The 22,739-nt window shown below is 40.9% G+C and carries 17 protein-coding genes and 1 tRNA gene; 6 read left to right on the top strand and 12 right to left on the bottom strand.

Annotated elements, in window-relative coordinates; all coding sequences use genetic code 11:
* Positions 1 to 133 precede the first annotated feature (133 nt).
* From cobS to SVZ03_16510, 3 genes are read right to left on the bottom strand one after another with little or no spacing between them, the layout of a single operon-like run.
* Complete coding sequence (gene cobS, locus SVZ03_16520) at positions 134 to 904, bottom strand: adenosylcobinamide-GDP ribazoletransferase (GenBank protein ID MDY6935809.1); 771 nt, start codon at positions 902 to 904, stop codon at positions 134 to 136.
* A gap of 21 nt (positions 905 to 925) precedes the next feature.
* On the bottom strand, positions 926 to 2,443 hold the full coding sequence (locus SVZ03_16515) for a YifB family Mg chelatase-like AAA ATPase (protein ID MDY6935808.1): 1,518 nt from the start codon (positions 2,441 to 2,443) through the stop codon (positions 926 to 928).
* Positions 2,444 to 2,501: 58 nt separating this feature from the next.
* Positions 2,502 to 3,524: a metallophosphatase gene (locus SVZ03_16510; GenBank protein MDY6935807.1), complete on the bottom strand. Its 1,023-nt coding sequence runs from the start codon at positions 3,522 to 3,524 to the stop codon at positions 2,502 to 2,504.
* 473 nt (positions 3,525 to 3,997) lie between these two features.
* Between SVZ03_16510 and dusB the strand changes: the two genes are divergently transcribed.
* Entirely contained in the window at positions 3,998 to 4,942 is a 945-nt protein-coding gene (dusB, locus tag SVZ03_16505; GenBank protein ID MDY6935806.1) for a tRNA dihydrouridine synthase DusB, read from the top strand.
* A gap of 28 nt (positions 4,943 to 4,970) precedes the next feature.
* Here dusB and SVZ03_16500 read toward each other — a convergent pair whose 3' ends face one another.
* From SVZ03_16500 to SVZ03_16485, 4 genes are all read right to left on the bottom strand, one after another.
* Positions 4,971 to 6,008: a DegT/DnrJ/EryC1/StrS aminotransferase family protein gene (locus SVZ03_16500; protein ID MDY6935805.1), complete on the bottom strand. Its 1,038-nt coding sequence runs from the start codon at positions 6,006 to 6,008 to the stop codon at positions 4,971 to 4,973.
* Positions 6,009 to 6,197: 189 nt separating this feature from the next.
* The gene (gene rsgA, locus SVZ03_16495) at positions 6,198 to 7,268 is read right to left on the bottom strand and encodes a ribosome small subunit-dependent GTPase A (GenBank protein MDY6935804.1); all 1,071 of its coding nucleotides are present in this window, start codon (positions 7,266 to 7,268) and stop codon (positions 6,198 to 6,200) included.
* Positions 7,269 to 7,357: 89 nt separating this feature from the next.
* A complete protein-coding gene (locus SVZ03_16490; protein ID MDY6935803.1) occupies positions 7,358 to 8,512 on the bottom strand; it encodes a DUF711 family protein in 1,155 nt (384 codons plus the stop codon).
* A 104-nt stretch (positions 8,513 to 8,616) separates the two neighbouring features.
* Entirely contained in the window at positions 8,617 to 9,117 is a 501-nt protein-coding gene (locus tag SVZ03_16485; GenBank protein ID MDY6935802.1) for a winged helix-turn-helix transcriptional regulator, read from the bottom strand.
* Positions 9,118 to 9,620: 503 nt separating this feature from the next.
* On the opposite strand from SVZ03_16485, the gene hxlA reads away from it, so the two are divergent.
* The 5 genes from hxlA (at position 9,621) to SVZ03_16460 (ending at position 13,412) form a co-directional block, all read left to right on the top strand.
* Positions 9,621 to 10,946 (top strand): 3-hexulose-6-phosphate synthase, encoded by a 1,326-nt coding sequence (gene hxlA, locus SVZ03_16480; GenBank protein ID MDY6935801.1) that lies wholly within the window; start codon positions 9,621 to 9,623, stop codon positions 10,944 to 10,946.
* A 299-nt stretch (positions 10,947 to 11,245) separates the two neighbouring features.
* Complete coding sequence (locus SVZ03_16475) at positions 11,246 to 11,458, top strand: hypothetical protein (GenBank protein MDY6935800.1); 213 nt, start codon at positions 11,246 to 11,248, stop codon at positions 11,456 to 11,458.
* Positions 11,459 to 11,557: 99 nt separating this feature from the next.
* Positions 11,558 to 12,766 carry a radical SAM protein gene (locus tag SVZ03_16470; GenBank protein ID MDY6935799.1) on the top strand — a complete coding sequence of 403 codons (1,209 nt, stop codon included), beginning with the start codon at positions 11,558 to 11,560 and terminating at the stop codon, positions 12,764 to 12,766.
* Between the two features lie 193 nt (positions 12,767 to 12,959).
* Positions 12,960 to 13,032: transfer RNA gene (locus tag SVZ03_16465), tRNA-Ala, on the top strand.
* A gap of 47 nt (positions 13,033 to 13,079) precedes the next feature.
* Positions 13,080 to 13,412 carry a hypothetical protein gene (locus SVZ03_16460; GenBank protein ID MDY6935798.1) on the top strand — a complete coding sequence of 111 codons (333 nt, stop codon included), beginning with the start codon at positions 13,080 to 13,082 and terminating at the stop codon, positions 13,410 to 13,412.
* A gap of 104 nt (positions 13,413 to 13,516) precedes the next feature.
* On the opposite strand, the gene dctP is transcribed toward SVZ03_16460, so the two are convergent.
* The 5 genes from dctP to SVZ03_16435 all read right to left on the bottom strand — a co-directional run.
* Positions 13,517 to 14,560, bottom strand: a complete 1,044-nt coding sequence (gene dctP / locus SVZ03_16455; protein MDY6935797.1) for a TRAP transporter substrate-binding protein DctP — start codon at positions 14,558 to 14,560, stop codon at positions 13,517 to 13,519.
* Between the two features lie 73 nt (positions 14,561 to 14,633).
* Positions 14,634 to 17,138, bottom strand: a complete 2,505-nt coding sequence (locus SVZ03_16450) for a pyruvate formate lyase family protein (protein MDY6935796.1) — start codon at positions 17,136 to 17,138, stop codon at positions 14,634 to 14,636.
* A gap of 95 nt (positions 17,139 to 17,233) precedes the next feature.
* Positions 17,234 to 19,756 carry a pyruvate formate lyase family protein gene (locus SVZ03_16445; protein MDY6935795.1) on the bottom strand — a complete coding sequence of 841 codons (2,523 nt, stop codon included), beginning with the start codon at positions 19,754 to 19,756 and terminating at the stop codon, positions 17,234 to 17,236.
* Positions 19,757 to 19,830: 74 nt separating this feature from the next.
* Positions 19,831 to 22,338, bottom strand: coding sequence for a pyruvate formate lyase family protein (locus SVZ03_16440; protein ID MDY6935794.1), 2,508 nt, complete (start codon positions 22,336 to 22,338; stop codon positions 19,831 to 19,833).
* Between the two features lie 183 nt (positions 22,339 to 22,521).
* On the bottom strand, positions 22,522 to 22,739 hold a 218-nt coding region (locus SVZ03_16435; GenBank protein ID MDY6935793.1), incomplete at its 5' end, for a glycine radical domain-containing protein.

Raw genomic sequence — 22,739 nt, 5'->3', positions numbered from 1 at the left:
TTAACTACCTGACTTCTCTTGAAGTCTTTTCTAACATGAAATCAGCTGAGCTTTGAATTTGAATTCTGGAATTGATATTAATAGAAATTTCTTGCCAATGGGAAAGATCAATGTGAAACTACAAATTATTGCATTACCAAAAAAATAGAAATGATGACAAACTGACTACCTCCATCAGTTCATTTAAGGCACCTAAAACATCCCCTGTAATTCCGCCAAGCCTCTTTTTAAGATATAGAATTGCCGCAATAGTGAAGCAGATAGGGGCTATCATTACTGCAATGAATTGAGTTTGCAAAAGAACTAAACCCGCAATTAAAACAATTGAGCAGGAGATAATAAATTCCCTTATACCGACATTCTCCACAAAGGGTTTCCCCAATCCGCCCTTATTTCTTGCATAATCACAAAAAAATGATGCGCTCACCATGGACCATCTACTGATGGCTGGGGCTATGAGCAGGGAGTGGAATATCAAATCATCAGGGATGTCCATGAGTATCGCAATTTTAAAAAAAATTAAAAATACAAGCGCCACAACACCTTTTGAGCCACAATTTGGATCCTTCATCACTGACAGGATCCTCTCCCTATCCGGACCTGCGCTAAAACCATCTACAGCATCAACAAAACCTTCCAGATGAAGCGAGCCCGTGCCCCTGGCCCATATTCCGGTTACCAGAACCATAATAAGCAGTGGAGAAAAATAATCCCTTAATAAAAAATAGACAGAGAACAGGATAAACCCAATAAGCAATCCCACCAATGGATAATAGGCCATTGATCTTGCAAAGCTTCCCATCTCAATTTTTTCTCTTTGAGGTATGGGAATTAACGTAAGAAAACCAAGGGCTACTAAAATCTCTTTTAGGTTTGTAATTATTTTTGTATAAATAAAAATCATCTCAAAAGCCAATTAAACAATTTATATATCATAACTTCTCTGAAGATTTTTGTATGACAAGGCCTCAAGGAGGTGTCTCTTCTCTATCCCGGCATTGCCTTCAAGATCAGCTATGGTTCTGCTAACCTTCAATATCCTGAAAAATGATCTTGCTGATAAATTCATCTTCTTTGCAGCAATCTCAAAAATACTTTCGGATTCGCTATCAATCTCGCAATGCCTTTTAATCTCCTGGTTAGTCATTCTGGCATTACAGATTGTCCTGCTGTCATTGAATCTGAATTCTTGAATATCCCTGGCTCTGCAAACCCTCTCCCTTATCTCTTCCGAAGACTCGGCATTTCCTCTATCCAAAAGATCTCGATATGGCACTCTTCCAACAAGAACTTCGATATCGATTCTATCCAGAATTGGTCCTGCAATCTTTTGAAAATGACTTCTCACCTTTGATGGCGAGCATTTGCAATGAATCTCAGGATCAAAGAGATAGCCACACTGGCATGGATTGCTGGAAGCCACAAGCATAAAATCAGCAGGGAACTCATAACTGCCGCTCGCCCTTGCTATGGTAACCTTACAGTCCTCAAGCGGTTGCCTGAGAGCCTGCAACACATCATTCTTAAACTCAACGAACTCATCGAGAAACAGAACACCATTATGCGAAAGCGAGATTTCACCCACTGAAGGAATCCTTCCTCCACCAACAAGGGCAGCATCTGAGGATGTATGATGAGGCGACCTGAAGGGAGGAGTGGTTATAAGGCCTTTATCCTGCTGAAGGACTCCTGCAACTGAGTGTATCATAGTTGTCGTTATTGCCTGCTCTCTCGTGAGGGGTGGGAGTATTGAGGGCATTCGCTTAGCCAGCATGGTTTTACCTGAGCCAGGAGGCCCATACATCAGTATGTTATGATGTCCTGCGCTGGCGATCTCAATTGCTCTCTTGGCTATCTCCTGACCTTTAACATCCATGAAATCATGCTTAAATATAAAATCCTCATCCTTAGTGATGTGTTCACTAAACATTTCCACTTCTTGTCTGTAGACTGATATAGCCTCAAGGATATTATTAACCGGATAAACACCTATCTCCTTTATTGCTGATGCCTCGTACCGGTTTTCAAAGGGAGCGATGAAATGCTTATATCCTGCTCTATAGAGCGATATTGCCATTGATATAATCCCCTTTATTGGCTTTACTCGACCATCAAGGGACAACTCGCCAACCATTGGAATCAAGGTATTGTTAAAATCTATTTGACCAGTGGCCGATAGTATTGCCATTGCAATAGGAAGATCGAAATTTGATCCCTGTTTCTTAAAACCTGCAGGAGCCAAATTAACTACGAAGTTTCTAGGTGGGAAATCAAATCCAGAATTCTCAATCGCTGAACGTATCCTCTCCTTAGATTCTTTGATAGTAGAATCAGGAAGGCCAACTATAGTAAAATTGGGAAGTCCCTTAACAATATCAACCTCGATCTCTACGATGTGTGCGTCAATCCCATGAATGTCTAAGGAGATGGCATGAGATAACATCCGTCCTCCAACTAATTATAAAATCTTCATCCTCAACTACATATCCTTTTAATGCGACTTAACTCTTATTTTTAACAATGGATTCTATTTTTTTCTGAATCCTCTCATCCTTTTTTATTCTATCATTTATTTCAATGAGGTTGTATCTTCTGAACTGCGACATCCCATCTTTATAGTATACATCAAGCACCCCGACATGCATACCGTATTCCCCTGCTTGCACAATGATTGTGTCACTTATGATAATCGGTGTTATCAGCTTAGTGTGTGTATGCCCGCTGATGATTATGTCTATACCTTCAACCTTTGTTGCTAAAATCTCATCCTCTGATTTTAATGCATCCTTTGCCAAGCCACTGTGAGAAAGACAGATAACCATATCCATCCTTTTTTCTATCTTTAATAATTTGATCATCTCGATGGAGACTTGAATGGGATCTTTAAATTTTACAGGGTAGGCAAATGGGGACATCATTGCCGCGTTCCTCCCCATAACACCAAAGATACCAATCCTGAAGCCATATTTTTCTAATATGATATATGGCGATATTATCTTTTTATTAAAGAGCGCTTCCAAAGAATCATCCTCCCCCCTCTCCTTACTGAAAATAGCGCTTGAAAAGATGATTTCCGGTATACTGCCTCTCTTATAGGATGATAATAATATTTCCGCCAAACCTCCTGGGCCTAAATCAAAATCGTGATTCCCCAGTGTAATTGCGTCATATCCCATTTCCTTCATTAAGTTTGGGATAGAATTCTTATCAATGCCTATATCATAAGGGAAAGCTCCAACAAGGAAGTCACCAGCATCTAAGACAAGGACGGAATTATCTCGATTATTCCTCTCTTTATTTATAACTGAAGCTATTCTTGCCCAGCCACCAAGTCCTTCCTCACTATCAGATATAAGTGGCAAATTGTCTACAAGTGAAAAGCCAAAAAGGTAAGAATGCAGATCATTTGTATGTATTATTGTCAGCCCTCCCTCCTTTGCCAGAAGACTCTTCGGAATAGCAACGGTCATTGCATAAAAAAGAAAATATAAAGAGGTCACAAATATTGCCTTACCTGATCTCATATGATAATCATCTCTTTTCCACTTATGAAATAGCAAGAATATACTAGTATCTTATATAATCAAGTATTTTATAATTGTAGGATCAGGTGTCTTATTTACCAAAAATATCATTTCTGATGTCATTCTACAGGAATCTATAACCTTATGAATTACCAGAAGATTCCAAAACCCCGTCCAGAATGATAAAGGGTATTATTTAATAACTCCATATGTTCACTCATCAATTATGATCAGCATACAATTTTTTATAGTTCAGCGGATTCCAGTTTTACATTTAGACTAAAATAAGTGATGCAAAATTATCATTGACATACTATTTTTGAATATTGGTATGTAAGAGCATTCGTCATAAGTGACAACATATTAAGAAGCATCCTGTCTTGGTGAGCAATGGAATGGTTGATGGAAAATTCCAGATTATTCGAATTCTATTCCGATGTAAATAATACTACCTAAATGCTAAAATAATAATTATGATAAGATTGAGGAATAAGGAAATATGTGGGGAATTAGTTCTTGCCCCAATGGCTGGGTTTACTGACGCTCCATACAGAAAGATCGCGAAAAGACATGGAGCAAGCCTCACTTTTACAGAACTGATAAGCGCGGAGGGCATTGTAAGAGGAAACAGAAAAACATTAGATCTTCTGAGTTTCAATGACGAGGAGAGGCCCATTGGGATACAGATATTTGGCAAGGAACCGGATGTAATGGGAGAGGCAGCAAGAATAGTGGAGGAGTTGAATCCTGATCTAATAGATATAAATGTTGGCTGCTCTGCCCGCAAAGTGAACAGAAGCGGGTCAGGGGCCGCTCTTCTCGAAAATCCTCCACTACTTGGTGCGATTGCAAGAAGCATGGTTAAGAGTGTAAAAAAGCCTGTATCAGCAAAAATCAGAATAGGCAGGGACAATGATAATAAAAATTATCTCGATATAGTAACATTACTCGAAGACGCCGGCATTACTTTGATCTCAGTTCATGGTAGAACCAAAGCTCAGATGTTTGGCGGAGAGGCAGACTGGGATATAATAAAAGAGATAAAGGAAAAATCCAAGGTACCAATTATCGGCAATGGGGATATCACTTCATGCTCTGAAGCAAGGAGAAGATTACATTCCTCAGGGTGTGACGCAGTTATGATCGGAAGAGGCGCTATAGGAAATCCATGGATATTCTCTGACAGCATTCCCACTATAAATGAAATAATAAAACAAATTAAAGAGCATTTAGGGATGATGTTGGAACATTATGGAGAACGTGGAATTATATTGATGAGAAAGCATATTGTAAGGTATATACACGGGATAAAAAATGCCTCCAAGATAAGGGCAGCGCTTATGAGTTCCAATCACAAAGATGAGATTTATGCTATACTTGACCTATTCCTGCTCTCACACTCTGAGACAAAAGAATAATTCTTTCATCGAATATAATCCAATTCGTTTAGATAAATTTTGAAATGGTTATTGATATCTTATCAATCTCTTTTTTTGTTAGAGTTGGATAAATCGGCAATGTGTATATTTTCTTTGAGAGTCTGCTGCTATTGGGATAATCCATTGAATTAATATTTAGGAAACTATGCAGTGGATTGCTTATAGGTTTTTTTATTTCGATGCCGCTCTTTCTCCAGTATTTCTCGGTTTTCTCTATTGGAGCATCAAAAAAAACTGGGAAAGACTGATAAACAAAAGAATCACTATATGGAAAAATGGTTTTATGAGGTGTGACTCTCAGAGAATCGTAGTATCTTTTTGCAATCTCTCTACGTCTTTTAACAAAAAGATGAAGCATTGATAATTGAGTGATGCCTAATGCTCCCTGAAAGTCTGTTAGGCGATAATCATAACTAATGCTATTGTTACTAGTATTGTCCCTCTTCTCCCGCATCTTGGAATGTAGTTTAGAATTGTTGGTAAGCACAATTCCGCCGTTTCCGGTAGTAATCATCATCGATGGGGCAAAGGATGCCACTGATATTGTTCCTGATTTACCAATTGACATTCCATTCATCTCAGCGCCAATGGCATGAGAGATGTCCTCAATAATTGGAATGTTTAATGCCTTTAGCTCTTCGACATCAGTTAGTATGCCAAAAAGATGACCAATGACAATCGCCTTAGTCTTATCCGTGACTCGTTCCCTTATTTGATTAAAGGATGGCGAGTAGGAATCCTTCTCAATGTCAGCAAGGACCACCTTCCCCCTTGTTAGGCTAAGGGCGCTCAATGGGGCAAGATGGAAGTAAGAGGGCATTATAACCTCATCGCCCTCAGAGATATCCAATGCCTCAAAGGATAGATGGTATGCCGATGAAAGAGAATTTGTTGCCAATGAATAATTCAATCCAATAAGATTTGAAATATTCTTTTCAAAATTTTTAATGGCATCCCCCATTACAAGTTCTTCGTTTATAAGACAATCGAGCATGCTCTCTATCTCTTTCCTGGTGATGGTCGGCCTATTAATAACTATATTCATTACTCTTTTCCCACAATATGTAGATATTATTCTTCCCTAAGGGATTATAGTATATGTTAAGAAAAATCCTAGAAGGTCAAGAAGTTTTTATAATCAATAACAACTTCCATTAATCTGGTTTGTGATAAATCATAATAATCCCTGGACTTATTTTCTATTCTCATGGAAAAGTTCTCTCTCTATGCATTTTCAGATTTTATCCCTCTTTTTTAAATCCTTTGCATATTGACTTATTTTTTTCCAACGATGCTTTTCTATTGCATTAGCCTTCATGGTTTGACGATCATTCAGGTATTCATACTCCCTTTTCAATTTCAAAAAACTATTCAAGCGATCCTCATCTAGTGAGTCATCGCTTATAGCTTTTAGCACAGCACATCCTGGCTCGCTCTGATGGCTGCAATCTCTGAATCTACAGCTCTTAGCCAATTCTTCAATATCATCAAAGACCTGTTTCATCCCTTCATCTTCGCCCCACACCTGCAATTCCCGCATGCCAGGAGTATCAATAACCATACCACCCTTTGGGAGCAGCATCAGTTCGCGAAAAGTAGTGGTATGCCCCCCACGACTACCCTCTCTACTCACATTATTCACCTTAAGACGCTCATAGCCCAGTAGCGAATTGATTATTGTAGATTTACCTACACCTGAAGAACCTAGAAAAGCAGCGGTTGTGCCTATTTTGATATAATTATAAAGATTATCCAAACCAATTCCGTGAGATGCGCTTATTGTATATACATCAATTCCCAAAGCAATCGACTCAACCTCATCTTTCAGTTCTTCAGCATTCGGATAGAGATCAGCTTTATTCAAGAGAACCACAGGCATAGCACCACTCTCCCAAGACAATGATAAGTATCGTTCAATACGCCTTAGATTAAAGTTTAAATCCAATCCACAAACGATAAATACTATGTCGATGTTAGCCGCTACTACCTGCTGCTCAGTAATCCGACCTGCCACCTTACGAATAAAAGCGCTTTTTCTTGGAAGGATCGCCTCAATAATCGCCTTTCCTTCCTTGGGGTAAGGCAACACGATTACCCAATCGCCAACAGCAGGGAACCCTCCCTTACTATCAGTATCAAATCTAAATTTACCAGATATTTCGCATAAATACTCTCCATCCTCACTATATGCCACGTATTTTCCACGATTTTCACGAATTATACGCATCGCTGAAAGACCCTGCTTTCGATATTGTTCGAAATGACTATCGAAAAAAGGGCTCCAACCTAAATCAACCAATTGCATTGTTATTCTCCATTTCTTCAATCTCTTCAAACTTATACTGCTCTGTGCATCCCTCTATTAGCTACCCTTAAACCAGCTCTTGAAGTCTATCATTTAACGTGAAATATTTTACAATCAATAAGATATGGCGAATCAAATGCAGTTAATTCACCATACTTTTTCCCAGGAATAGGGAGCAATCTGGCTATTAGTGGCTTATCCAACGCTATTGCCAAAGAAGCCATATCCAACAATATTGATTGGATCTTTTCTATGGCAACATCCCCGGGAATTGGGATTGTATCACACCCGCAACCGCAGACCGCCGAATACAGTAAGAGATCCGTCAAAGAATATGTTCCCTCATTAGCCCGTTCGGCTAAACCAGCGTCCTCACACACAGGAAGCATTAGTCCAGAATAGCCACAAGTCTTTACAGACAGATCTTTCAGAACTTTAGTGATAATTGAGGAAATTGCAAGTGTTCCTGAATTACCAAACTTGCCAATCCCAAGTTTCTCATAGGCATAAGCGATACTATCTTCAATATCCAACGATGGAGCAAGAGATGGATCAATGCCCCTGTAATCAATATTGTGCTTAGCAGATATTTCAAAGGCAATATCAGAAATTGTGTTCAATTCTTTTTCGAATATCTCCTTTAAGCATCTTTCAGCTTCTCTCAGATCCTTAGCCATTGAAAATGCCTTCATTGCGAAATCCCCACACTCCAGTCCTATGGCAAATGAAGAGCTACTCCCATCATGAAAGCTGGCTGGGAAAAAAGGAATACCTGCTTTACAGTTTGCCCAAGAACAAAATCTAAAATTACCATAGCCATTTTCTGTTTCCTCAGAGATGTCTTTTATTACCTTGGCTGATATCCATGCACTTTCATAATCAATACCCTTTTCATTGTCTCCAATTTTTGAGGAAGTACATATTCTTATAGTATTTTTAATAATCTCTGGTATGATTGCAATCCTGGTGGGCGTATTCGCATATCCTATATTAAAAAAACTCACATCTAGTCTTTGACAAATCTCCTCTATTTTTATTAATTCGCTAATAATATCTTCAGTTGATAAATGATAAAAATAATCTTCCCAAGAATTTGTTGCGATTCTGATGGTCTGAACCTCATATCCCCTTCTCTCAAAGGCATCTTTTGCCATCAGGTTAAATTCAGCAATCCTTTCAATTTCACTCATTTCATTTGTTAATGATTGAATCGGAATCCCTGTTGTAATTGTTCTTATTTTCACTGATAAACCTTCATCCAAAAGTAAAACAAAATCCAATCCATGAGTCTACCTTGGTGTATCAAAAATCAATTTCATGATTAATACACTCACGGACTATCTACCTACTATTCATAATCCAAGGCAGTTCCAAAATCATATTTTCTCTTAGCAAAGTTCATAATCACAGATGATTCTATTCTAATGATTCCATCAATCCTGCTTAGTTTATTATAGACCAGATCATTAAGTTCTTCACGAGTCTTAACAACAAACTCAGCGTTGATATTAGCATCGCCTGTGGTCATCACAATGTACCACAACTCCTTGATTTTCATTAGCTCCTTAATTACCCTTTCGATCTTCCTCATTTCCACATGTATGTATAAATCACCAGCCATTTCAAAACCCAGCTTAAATGGATTGCTAACAGCAACAATCTGAATATATTCCTCATCCATTAGCCTCTTCAAACGAGTCCTGACAGTGGCCTCAGCAATTCCCAATTTTTTCGCAATATCCGTATTTGAAAGCCTACCATTCTTTTGCAGCAACCTGATCATCTTAGAGTCAATCTTATCAATACTCCTTTTCCTGCTTCTCTTTACCTCTAATCCATTTTCCTTCATTCAACCTAATCTCCTTAATGCCATTCACTTATAATCGCATCATCTACACATGGAATTAATTATATTGAAAATTTTAAATATATCCCCACTGTGCTATTATTGATGAAGATATGAAAACAATAAAAGAGAAGATATGCAAGAAAAAAAAATCAACACTTAATTAATGGAGATAATCTTATTATTTTCTTAATGAATCTTATTTTTTCTCCTTCAAAGTCCTATTCAACAGAATAATAACGCCATCGCCATAAATCAACAAATATCGCAATTATTCAATAATATTTTTATTATTATCGCATAGAACTTAAACAATATTTATATTATTCGAACTTTAATGTGCTTTTATTGTTGACATGCCATTCTCATTTGCTTTATCTAGCCATAGATGTCTCATTATAATAATACAATATCATTTTGGAGATACAAGACAAGCAGAGGCAATCCTTCACTTTTGGGATAAACAGAGGAGGTCACAAATGAATCATCCATTATCATCAAACAAGATATCTAAGACTAATGACATACCTCCCGTACAAATAGCATTAGATCTCATAAATCTGCCACAAGCCCTACAGATTGCAGAAGAGGCTGTCAAGGGCGGAGTAACCTGGATTGAATCTGGAACACCTCTCATAAAAGCTGAAGGAATGGAATCCGTTAGGGCGCTTCGAGACAAATTTCCGAATTTAACAATAGTTGCAGACATGAAGACCATGGATGCAGGCTCAGTTGAGGTTGAAATGGCAGCGAAATCGGGAGCGAAGGTTGTTTTAATTTTGGGAGTCTCTCCGGATTCCATGATTCGCGAGGCTGTGCTTGCAGGCAAAAAATATGGCGTTAAAATCGGCACAGACCTGATCGCAACAAATGATCCTGTTAAACGCGCAGTTGAACTCGAACAACTAGGCGTTGATATAATAAACATCCACGTTGGGCTTGATCAACAGGTTCTTGGGATGAATCCGATTGAACTCGTTCAAAGGGTATCTGAAGCATGCAGTTCAAATGTGCTCATTGCCGCGGCAGGGGGACTAAACAGCGAGACTGCGGTAAAAGCCTTTCAAGCCGGAGCAGATATAATCATAGCAGGTGGGGCTCTCTATAAAGCAGAGAATCCTGAAGAATCCGCGAGAAGAATCATAGAATCTCTTAAAAAGGGAATACCCCTAAAGACCGATAAATTTCGCAAATATGATACAGATCATCTAGCTGAAGCATTCAACATAGTTAGCACAGCAAACGTTTCAGATGCAATGCACAGGACTGGCGAAATGAATGGGCTAAGGCCAGTGTGGGAAGGATCGCCAGATAAACCTCTCAAGTTTTCCGGCCCTGCCACAACCGTAAGGACCTATTCAGGAGACTGGAGTAAACCGGTTACCGCAATTGATCATTGTAAACCCGGTGATGTGCTTGTTATTGATTCCTGCGGTAGCAAAATTGCATGCTGGGGGGAGTTGGCTACCCACTCATGTATCAGCAAGGGTGTCGTTGCTGTAATCATCGATGGAGCTGCCCGAGATATTGACGATATAAGGAAAATTCAATTTCCTGTATTTGCCAGACACTTCACCCCAACCGCCGGCGAACCTAAAGGATTCGGTGAAATAAATGCAGCAATCGAATGCGGGGGACGAAGGGTTGAACCGGGAGATTGGATAATCGGCGATGAGAGTGGGATCGTAATTGTTCCACATAAACATGCTATGGAAATTGCAAATCGGTCGATTGATGTTAATGAAAAGGAGAATCGAATTCGGGAGGAGATAAGGCGCGGCAGCACGCTTGGACAGACTACATATCTTAAAAAATGGGATGTAAAAAAATGAAAATTAGCCATTTGCTATTTGATTGGGAAATTGATAAACACTATTATGATTACAAAAGGATACTCGTAAATAAATTTAATTGACTAATCAACACTTAAAGCATAGACAAGTATCAACCTAAATCTAGGTTGCCTAGATTATTGCACAGTTAGATTTTAAATCTCAGCATGTTCACCATAAGCCAAAGGCTATGAAAAATACAGAATCATCATAATACAAAACAGATCCTTCTGAACTGCTGCGACTCAGAGATGGCATCTATGCATCTGATTTATTTAATGCCCTTCCTCCAAATGGGGATGATAGTTATACATAATGCTCATATCAATGAAGACAAAACAGGTCTACTACCCATTGCGGAATATTCGATTCTGCTTATGTATTCCACTGATGGGAAATATTATTCTGTTGCAGAAATTGATCAAATACTTAATGATACAGGCTTTATTGATGTCACCTGTACATCGACAACAGTCTATTGGAGTGTTATTACAGCAATAAAGCCTGATTGAATACATTCTTAATAACTAGCATGACTTGATTGACTCCAAGAATCAAGAAATAATCAAGTAATGTATTACACAACTAAATAAAATATTGAGGATACCACTATGCCTTATTCCGTTTATCTAGATAAAGAAAAATGCAAACGATGCGGCACATGCAGCAAGCTAGTAAACTGCCCAAGCATTGAGGAGTCGGCCTGTATCGGTTGTGGAGCCTGTATTTTAGCCTGTCCCTTTGATGCTAGAATTTTAGAAGAGAAGCCAAGGGAGAGGGAAATAACCATTAGAATAGACGACAATTCATATAAAGTACCAGAGCGAATAAGTATAAAAGAGGCCCTTACTATGACAGGACATAAAAACGCTATCCTGCCTGGAACTCAAGAGTTATCTACAGCCTGCGGCATTGGTGCGTGCATGAGCTGCGCTATTGAGATCAATGATAAGGTTATGCCTGGATGCGTCACATCGGTGAAAGAGGGAATGAACATCAAAACAGAACTCCCAAAGGATTATGTTCCCAGGAGGAGGATCATGTTCTTATCAGGACCTGCCGGGATTCCCCAAGTTGAGGCGGTCTGTTTTACTGTAGGATGCAATTTTATATGTTCCCAATGTATCAACTCATTTATTACTTATAATGGAAAAGCAGAAATTTTCACTCCTCAGGAGGCGGCTCACAGACTAACCATGACCAAAAGGATGATTGGTGTAAACAGAACGCTTATTACTGGTGGAGAATGCACACTGAACAGACCATGGCTAATCCAGTATTTAAGCGAACTCACAAGACTCGATCCTGATCCAAGTTCCCGCATTCTCGTTGATACAAATGGTTCATTGCTTACTAATAGTTATGTTGACGAGATAGTAGAGACCGGCGCGACTGATATCTCAATAGACCTCAAGGGTTTGCAGCTAGATACCTTCATTAAAATCACAGGACTAAAAGACTCTCACATGGCGGAAAGATACAAAAGAACCGCATGGGAAGCGGTTAAGTATATCTCCCACAATTATAAAGACAAAATATCACTCAGTGTTAGCATACCCTATAACAACGAACTAATCTCATTAAGCGAGTTTAACGACATAGGACTCAGACTTCTGGAAAGCGATCCCTCTATTCAAGTCGGGATTATTTCATATTATGGCGCATTTAAGAGCAAAAATATGCAACCACCTTCATCCAAGGAGATGAAAAAGGCTCATAGGATTCTAAGAGATGTTGGACTCAAGAATGTTTTTGCCAAGACAATGGAAGGATTCATTAAACCCTCAGGTGAATTTATGCCGACAAAGGGACCTTATTAGAGGTGGTGATCACTAAATTTCCTCAACATTACGGGTGCTATTCTCTTGGATAACAAATATTGAAAGCAATTACCCCATGCACCATAAAATGGGTAATAAAATTTAAATATAAACAAATGATATAAAGGGCATAGTGAAAACATTATTGACTGATTATGATCATTTTTTTATTATTAACGCATATTTATGAGACGGGGCTGTAGCTCAGGTGGGAGAGCGCTTGAATCGCACTCAAGAGGTCGTCGGTTCGAATCCGATCAGCTCCAACCTATAAGCTAAAGTTGAATGATATCTAAACCCAAGGAGGTCTATTATGAAGAATAATGACTTTGTCCATCCTCATTTGAATGAAGAGATACTCTCCATCTCAAGTCACTATGTATTTCTCAAAGAGGTTCGATATCCTTATAACGGCAAGGAAATACTATATTATACCGGTTATTCTGTTACTGATAAATCTTGTTGCGGCATTGGCGGCAGTTCATTCTCTTATGTGCCGGGTTTTATTATTAACTGGCATACTAAACAAAATGAAAATGGGGATTTCATCTCTGAAATAGAGCCTATAAGGGATGATAATACGATGAGGGAAATATCCAAATTACTGAAGCAGAAAGAAATATGCACCCAGGTAAATTTTATCTAAATCTCTAAGAAAACGGATATCTCATTAAATTCTGTCCATTGGTTTATATATCTCAGGGACTGTCCAATTGTGAATAACAACAAACAGCCCCTGATTTAATTATTCTATCCCTTACTACCCCCCTTTTTTCCCCTATATTGTTTCAAATGACTTAGAACCTCATTTAAGAGTTCCCTCGGATACTCCTTCCCTGCCATCTTATCCCAGACAGGCCTGGTCCTCTTCCTAAAGACTTCAATCTCTTTCGGAGTCATCTTCACCTCAGTGCAACCATAACCAACCATCCCTTTATAGGCATCCATCATAATTTTGTCCATTTGTATGACAAATGTCTTCTCGTATCTACGCCACATCTTTTCCAAATTTTTCCTCTGATTAAGGGGGAGTTTATTCCACTCTTTGTTTACAATTAGAAATACACCTTGATCATATCTAATTGTAAGAGGATTTATATACTTAGTGATCGTATAGAGTTGCGCAGCCAACCACCAGCCTGATGGCGATATCGCTCCATCTACTACACCTGCTCTCATAGAAGGCACAACCTCAGGAACATTTACAGGGATTGGGCTTGCGCCAAGAGCCTTTAATACCTCCACCTCTAGCGGGCCATGCCATGTTAAGATTTTGCTTTTCTGAAAATCCTGAGGATTCCTCATTGGATATTTCACTGAATAAAAATGTTCATCCAGCGTCAGCAACATTAACACCTTAAATCCATTCTTTTCAGCTATTTTACATATTTTCGGTCTTAATTTATTTTGAACATATCGCGCTTCATCCACATTTTCGAAGAGAAAGGGTAGTTCCATTACACAAATACCAGGACAAACTGACGCATTAGCGGTTCCTGTAATCATTGCGCCATGAAGCTGGCCTATCCTCATTTTAGTAACATAATCCTCCTCATCCCCCATTATACCACCCATGTACCAAACACATTTAACATCCCCATCAGTAGCCTTTAAAATACTCTGTGTTAAATCTACAGTAATAATGGTAATTGCTTCAACTGTATCCTGTGCTAAAGAAGCCCATTTCCATACATACTTTGGATTCTTTTTCGCCTTCAAGATCGAAAAGCTATACCCAACAAGAAGCAATCCTAACAAAAAGATAACTATTATTCGTTTTTTCCCCATTTTCATACAGCATCCTCCAAACTCTATTATTTCTGTAACAGGAAACTCGATAAATACTATCGCTACCTAAAAGACTTACCTACCCTAATCCTTGAATTGTTCTTTGAATTATATTATCCTGCGTTTTGCGGCTGATGTCCACAAAGTGAGCGCTATACCCTGCTACCCGCACAATTACCTCCTGATACTGCTCAGGATCCTTCTGAGCTGCCCGAAGGGTGGCGTCATCTACCATGTTGAACTGCACATGATCAAGACCAAGATCAGCCCATGTCTTCATGTAAGCCTTCCATAACTGATACCCCTTCTCACCAGAAAGCTGTGTCGGGGAAAGACGCTGATTCAACAGAAAGGCCCTCCCATCGCTAATATGATTGATCTTTCCACATGACTTCAAAATTGCTGTTGGACCCTTTTTATCTAATCCAGGGCCCGGCGATATGCCGCCATCGTATAACGCATCACCAAGCTTCCTGCCATTGGGCAAAGCGTGCACCATGTATGAGAAGTGAATGTTACCGCTAACATTTTCAGGCAATGCCGGCCATGTGTTCCCGGAAGGACACCTCATCTCCCTTGATTGTTTCGCTACCTCCCTCAAACACCTCACCATTATCTCATCCACATAATCATCATCATTTCCCCACTTAGGCGCATTTTTCACAAAATCTAACCGCATCTTTTCCTTCCCTTCCCAGTTCTTCTCCAAAGCGTCTAACAACTCACTCATTGTATATTTCTTCTCATCAAAAATAAATTTTTTAACAGCAGCTAAGCTATCGGCATTCTCAACCCAAGTGAAATATGTTACCCAAGCATTGCCTCTCTCCCCCTCCGGGCTGTTCGCATCCAATCCGCTTTCTACTGATCTTTCATATATTGCAGACAATAATGGGCGTCCATAATTCTCCGAACTCTTGACCCGCCCAAGATTGACCACACGAACCGCAATATTCATCATCCATTTCATCTGCTTCACCCAAGCCTCGAACAACTCTTCAAAACTGCTGAACTCCCGAGGATCTCCTGTCTTTGGTCCCATCTGCATATTAAGCACCTGATCATAGCCGTTATGAAGAGCATATTCAATCATCTTTGATGTATTTAACGTAGTATTCGCCATACGAAAGGGCTGACATCCATGCTTGGTCGGCGGACAAGGCGACATGCAAGCCTGATGCACCCACAACCTTGCTTCTTCTAGGGGATGATTATGCCAATGCATAGCATTGCTTATAAGGACAGGATCGTTCCGTATGCTTGGATATCCCAATCCGTGACGTATGCATTCAAAGACCTCCCTCATCACCCCATCCTTTACCTGTGGATGCCATCTAAATCCAAAGGTCGGATTAGCCACACGCACTAGTCTAGCTGTCTCCAAGAAGGCTGTGGTCAAATCATTGCAGGCATCAGTCCCATCAGGCTTTACGCCACCTATTGTCCAAACAGCGGTAGTTGGGACGCCCTGAACCCCCTCCTGCGCCCAGCTAGGGCCAATAAATCCTGTTTCAGAGCAGCGGATCATAAACTCACCTATAAGGTCAATCGCCTCCTCCTTGGTAATCCTCTTTTCAATATTCACATCCTTATCGTAATATGGCCCATGATAATAATCTGGACGCGCGGGCCATGCACCCTCAATAGTCTCTAGTCTAATAATTACCTGCACAAAGTGATCGAACTGAAAGGATTCCTGCAGATTCCTCGGTGGATTTGCCGGCACCCACTCACATGTTTCGGCAATCCTCAAGAGTTCTTCCTTACGCTTTGAGTCTGTCTCAAAATTTTCTGCTAATATCCTAGCCAATCTTGCATAGCGTTTTGCAAACCTGATGCTTGCATCCAATGCAATCTGCATCGCTTCCCAATTTGGAAGACGATCATACAGAGGAATTAAATCTGGATGAGGTGTTCCGGAAAGTCTCTCCTCAGCACCCTCTATTCTATCCTGAATATCATTGTATATCCCTTGAAATCCTTTACTGAAAATGTAATCCCAATCCTTTGTGGAATAACCCCCAGTAATAGGAACACCCCACATTACAGCTCCACTGAACACCTTAACAGCATCCTCAGGTGGGATCAATCTTATCACCTTATCCAGTTCCGTCTTGCCAGCCCAGTAATTATTAATCTCAGCCATAACCTTTAGGGATTCTTCCACTGGCTCTGGAATAGACCCCCTGGTGTTGTAGTACTGCTCGTTAAACATGCTTGCCACCTCTTGATTCCACATCTGGTTATGTGGTGCACTTCCCAAATAGCCCATTATCTGAGCATGATCTGTAATAAAGATAGTTATGTTATCCAGAACATGAGACAATGCTTTAGCCCTCCTCAGCATAATGGGGTCATCTTCATTCTCTTTCCATGATTCTGTGGATAAGTATGGCTTCTCAAGATCCAATTTAAGTCCTGGGGCATAGACCCCCCCTATTGCCCCCTTTTTCCATACAGCCTTCCTCAGGTAGTCTAGCCTCTTTGACCTCTTCTTCTCAGCCATCCACCACCATTCCCTATTCTTCTCAAGCTCCTTAATACTCTTATCTGGCGCGTCTTTTGTCTTTAATACTTCTTCCATTTCCTCATACCTCCTAAAATATTACATAAATGAATACCCAGATAAAAATCTGGGTATTCATAACGATATAAATCGCCAAAGAACTGATCTTTAACTTACCCCAATCCCTGGATTGTCCTCTGAATAATGTTATCCTGCGTTTTACGGCTGATATCCACAAAATGGGCACTGTAACCAGCAACTCTAACAATCACCTCCTGATACTGCTCAGGATCCTTCTGCGCCGCCCTAAGGGTTGCATCATCTACCATGTTAAATTGTACATGATCCATACCCAAATCAGCCCATGTTTTTATATAGGACTTCCATAATTGATAACCCTTCTCTCCGGATAGCTGGGTTGGCGATAACCTCTGATTCAACAGAAATGATCTGCCGTCACTTACATGGTCTATCTTACCGCATGACTTCAATATTGCAGTAGGACCCTTTTTATCCAATCCTGGACCTGGTGAGATCCCACCATCATACAGAGCATCACCTAATTTCCTGCCATTGGGTAATGCATGCACCATATTTGCAAAGTGTATGTTGCCGCTCACATTCTCAGGCAGTGCGGGCCAATTATTCCCAGATGGACACTTTATCTCACTTGAATGCCTTGCTACCTCCCTTAAACAACGCACCATTATCTCATCCACATAATCATCATCATTGCCCCATTTTGGCGCATTCTTCACAAAGTCTAACCTCATCTCTTCCCTGCCATCCCAGTTAGTCTCCAATGCATCAATGAGTTCATCCATTGTATATTTCTTCTCATCAAATACTAATCTCTTGACTGCTGCCAAGCTATCAGCATTCTCAACCCATGTAAAAAAGGTAACCCATGCATTACCCCTCTCTATCGAAGGTTCAAGAGCATCAAGACCGCTCTCTATGCACTTCTCAGATATTGCCGAAAGGAAGGGTCTGCCATAATACTCAGGACTTTTTACCCTGCCTCGATTTACTATACGTGTAGCAAAGTTCATTATCCACTCCATCTGCTTCACCCATGCTTGGAAAAGCTCTTCAAAATCCGCAAACTTCCTGGAATCCCCTGTCTTTGGCCCCATTTGCATGTTTATACAGCGATCAAAACCATTATGAAGTGCATACTCAATCATCTTCGATGTATTCAGAGTTGCTGATGCCATCCTACATGGCTGAGCCCCATGCTTTGTGGCAGGGCAAGGAGACATACAGGCTTGATGTACCCATGTCCTCATCTCCTCCAGAGGATGATTATGCCAGTGCATACCATTGGCTATCAACACCGGATCATTACGTATGCTGGGATATCCCAATCCATGTCTGATACACTCGAACACCTCCCTCATTACCTCGTCAGGAACTTTGGGATGCCATCTGAATCCGAATGTGGGACCTGACACACGTACGAGTCTTGCAGCCTCCAATAGAGCTATGGTCAAATCATTGCAGGCATCGCTTCCATCAGGTTTCACTCCCCCTAAAGTCCATATCCACGTGCCGGCAATACCCTGAACTCCCTCAGATCCGATTCTAGGGCCATACATACCCACTTCATAGCATCGAATCATAAACTCACCAATCAAATCAATGGCCTCTTCCTTCGTTATCTGCTTCTCTAGGTTAACATCTTTGTCGTAATATGGCCAATGGTAATAATCAGGTCTAGATGGCCATGCCCCTTCCAAATCCTCAAATCTGGACCAAATCTGTATAAAATGGTCATACTGCAATGACTCCTGAAAAGTCCTCGGTGGCTTTGCTGGCACACGTTCACAGGTCTCTGAAATCCGTAAGAGTTCTTCCTTGCGCTTTGGATCGGATTCAAAATTCTCAGCAATAATCCTAGCTAACCTGGAGTATCTCTTCGCCATCCTCAGACAGGCCTCCAGTACAATCTGCATTGCCTCCCAATTAGCAAGCTTATCATAAAGAGGAAGAATATCTGGCCCAGGATTTCCATCTATTCTGTCTTCAGAATCATCAATCCTCTCCTGTATCTCATCTATAATACTATCAAACGCCCTTCCCCCTGTCATGAAGTACTCATAATCCTTACCAGCATAGCCGAAACTGCCACCTATAGGTAGTCCCCACATTACAACTGTACTCATAAGCTTCACAGCCTCCTCACTGGAGAGTTCCCTAAATACCTTTCCAAGATTATCCCTAGATCCCCAATAATTATTTAGCTCAGTCATCGTTTTAAGGGACTCCTCCTCTGGCTCTGGTATTACAACCGGATCATTGTATATCTCCTCATTAATAAAGCTTGCTATATCCGGATGCCACATGAGGGTGTTTGGACGACTTCCATAATAGCCCACAAGCTGTGCATGATCAGTAATGAAAATAGTGATGTTATCAAAAACATGCTCTAAGGCCTTAGCCCTTCTCATTATAATAGGATCATTCTCATTCTCCTTCCACGACTCTGTAAAGAGCAAAGGCCTTTCCAGATCGACCTTGAGGCCGGGTTCATACATTCCTCCCTTTCTACCCTTTTTCCACACCGCCTTCCTTAGATAATCGAGTCTATCGGATCTCTTCTTCTCCGCTACCCACCACCATTCCCTACTCTTCTCTAACTCCTCAATACTCTTCTTCTGAGAAGCATCACTATATTTATATGCTTCTGTTGTCATAGTCAAATACCTCCCATTACTATTTGTCTAATATTAGTGGGGCCTCTTAAAGAAGAGGCCTCACTTAATTATTACTACCCTAACCCTTGTATTGTCCTCTGAATAATATTATCCTGCGTTTTGCGGCTAATATCCACAAAATGAGCGCTGTAACCTGCCACCCGCACTATCACCTCCTGATACTGCTCAGGATCCTTCTGGGCTGCTCTCAGTGTCGCGTCATCTACCATGTTAAATTGAACATGATCAAGTCCTAAATCTGACCATGTTTTTATGTACGACTTCCACAACTGATAACCCTTCTCACCTGAAAGCTGGGTTGGCGAAAGACGCTGATTCAACAAAAATGCCCTGCCATGACTCACATGGTCGATCTTCCCGCATGATTTTAATACAGCTGTAGGACCCTTCTTATCGAGCCCTGGCCCTGGGGAGATGCCGCCATCGTATAACGCATCCCCAAGCCTTCTTCCATTGGGCAATGCATGCACCATATGAGAAAAATGTATGTTGCCGCTTACATTCTCAGGCAAAGCAGGCCATGTGTTACCGCAGGGATCCTTCATCTCTTTAGAATGCCTTGCAACCTCCTTCATACAGCGAACCATAATCTCATCAACATAATCGTCATCATTACCCCATTTGGGAGCATTCTTTACAAAGTCCAGACGCATTGCCTCCTTGCCCTCCCAGTTTGCCTTAATGGCATCCACTACCTCTGCAATAGCATACTTCTTTTCTTCAAAAACTAACTTCTTAATAGCTGCAAGGCTGTCAATATTTTCAACCCATGTAAAGAAGGTGACCCATGAGTTTCCCCTCTCCCCTTCAGGGCTAAGCGCATCAATCCCTGTTTCAATTGCCCTCTCATAAATGGCAGAAAGCATAGGACGACCAAAATTTTCTGGGCTCTTAGCGCGGCCATAATTTACTATACGCGTCGCAACATCCATCATCCATTCCATTTGCGTCTTCCATGCCTCAAACAACTGATCAAAATCAGTAAAACTCCTAGCATCACCTGTCTGTGGTCCTATCTGCATCTCTACACAATGATCATAGCCATTATGAAGGGCATACTCTATCATCTTAGATGTATTTAACGTAGCATTAGCCATGCGAAAGGGTTGACAACCATGCTTAGTAGGAGGACATGGCGACATGCAGGCTTGATGCACCCATAGCCTCTGTTCTTCAAGTGGATGACCATACCAGTGCATACCATTGGCAATCAGAACAGGATCATTGCGTATGCTTGGATATCCCAATCCATGACGTATACACTCGAACACCTCCCTCATCACCTCATCGGACACCTGTGGATGCCACCTGAAACCAAAGGTGGGATTTGACACGCGCACAAGCCTTGCTGCCTGAAGTATGGCTATTGTCATATCATTACAGGCATCGCTTCCATCAGGAGCAACGCCTCCAAGCGTCCCCACATAGGTTGATGGTATACCCTGAAGACCCTCTTTGGCTAGGCTCGGAGCCATAAATCCTATTTCATGGATACGAATCAGATACTCCCCTATAAGGTCAATCGCTTCCTCCCTGGTTACCTTCTTATCTATATTGACATCCTTCTCGTAAAATGGCCCATGATAATAATCCATACGATGCGGCCAGGTATTCCCAACCTCAAATCTAGATGTTACTTCCACAAAGAAATCAAACTGAAGCGATTCATGAAGATTTCTCGGCGGCTTTGCCGGCACACGATCACATATCTCTGCCATTTTTAAAAGCTCATCCTTACGCTTAGGATCAGTCTCAAAATTCTCTGCCACTATCCTAGCTAATCTAGCAAAACGATTCGCATATCGGATAGCCGCCTCCAAAACAAGCTGCATCGCCTCCCAATTGGGTAACCGGTCATACAAGGGTAAAAGTTCTGGCCCAGGAGTCCCCTCTAGCCTCTTCTCAGCATCCTCGATTCTATCTTGAATTTCATCATATATACTCTCATATCCCCTCCCCATAATGAAGTCCCAGTCCCTTGTATGATAACTGGCGCTAGCAATAGGAATTCCCCACATAACTGAACCACTAAAGCACTTGACAGCATCCTCAGCAGGAATCATTCGTATCACCTTATCCAATTCAGTCCTGCCAGCCCAATAATTGTTGAGATCCGTCATAATATTCAAGGATTCTTCTACTGGTTCAGGGATTGATCCTTGCGTATTGTAATATTCTTCGTTGAACATGCTTGCCATCTCTTGGTACCATGGCTGAGTATGTGGCAGGCTTCCGACATAACCCACTAATTGCGCATGATCTGTAATGAAGATGCTAATATTATCCAGTACATTAGCGATCGCTTTAGCCCTTCGAAGCATTATGGGCTCATCTTCGCTCTCCTTCCATGACTCAGTGAAAAGCTGCGGCCTCTCAAGATCGATCTTCAAACCAGGGGTATAGACTCCCCCTGTGGCTCCTTTTTTCCATACAGCCTTTCTGAGATAGTCAAGCCTCTTAGACCTCTTTTTCTCTGCAACCCACCACCATTCTCTATTCTTCTCGAGTTCATCTAAACTCTTATCCGGAGCTCCACTAGCTCTTGCTTTTATTTCTTCCATCCTCTATTCCTCCATATTATAATTAATGCTCACAGCATTTAAGTATTATCCCCCCTTATCCCCGGCTCCCATTGCACTAGAGTCCTTTAGTAACGCTTTATGCCTTCGAGTAATATTTTGTATGCACATAATCCTGCATCTAACGATACATTTTGTTTCACACAGAATACAAAATGCATATGCTTATCCTAATCCCTGTATAGTCCTCTGTATAATATTGTCCTGCGTCTTGCGACTGATATCAACAAAATGAGCGCTATATCCAGCCACCCTTACTATCACCTCCTGGTATTGCTCTGGGTCCTTCTGTGCAGCCCTCAGCGTCGCGTCATCTACCATGTTAAATTGAACATGATCAAGTCCTAAATCTGCCCATGTCTTTATGTACGACTTCCACAACT

It is taken from the genome of Spirochaetota bacterium (assembly GCA_034190085.1).
Lineage (GTDB): Bacteria > Spirochaetota > UBA4802 > UBA4802 > JAFGDQ01 > JAXHTS01.
This window is presented reverse-complemented; position numbering and strand designations above follow the sequence as displayed.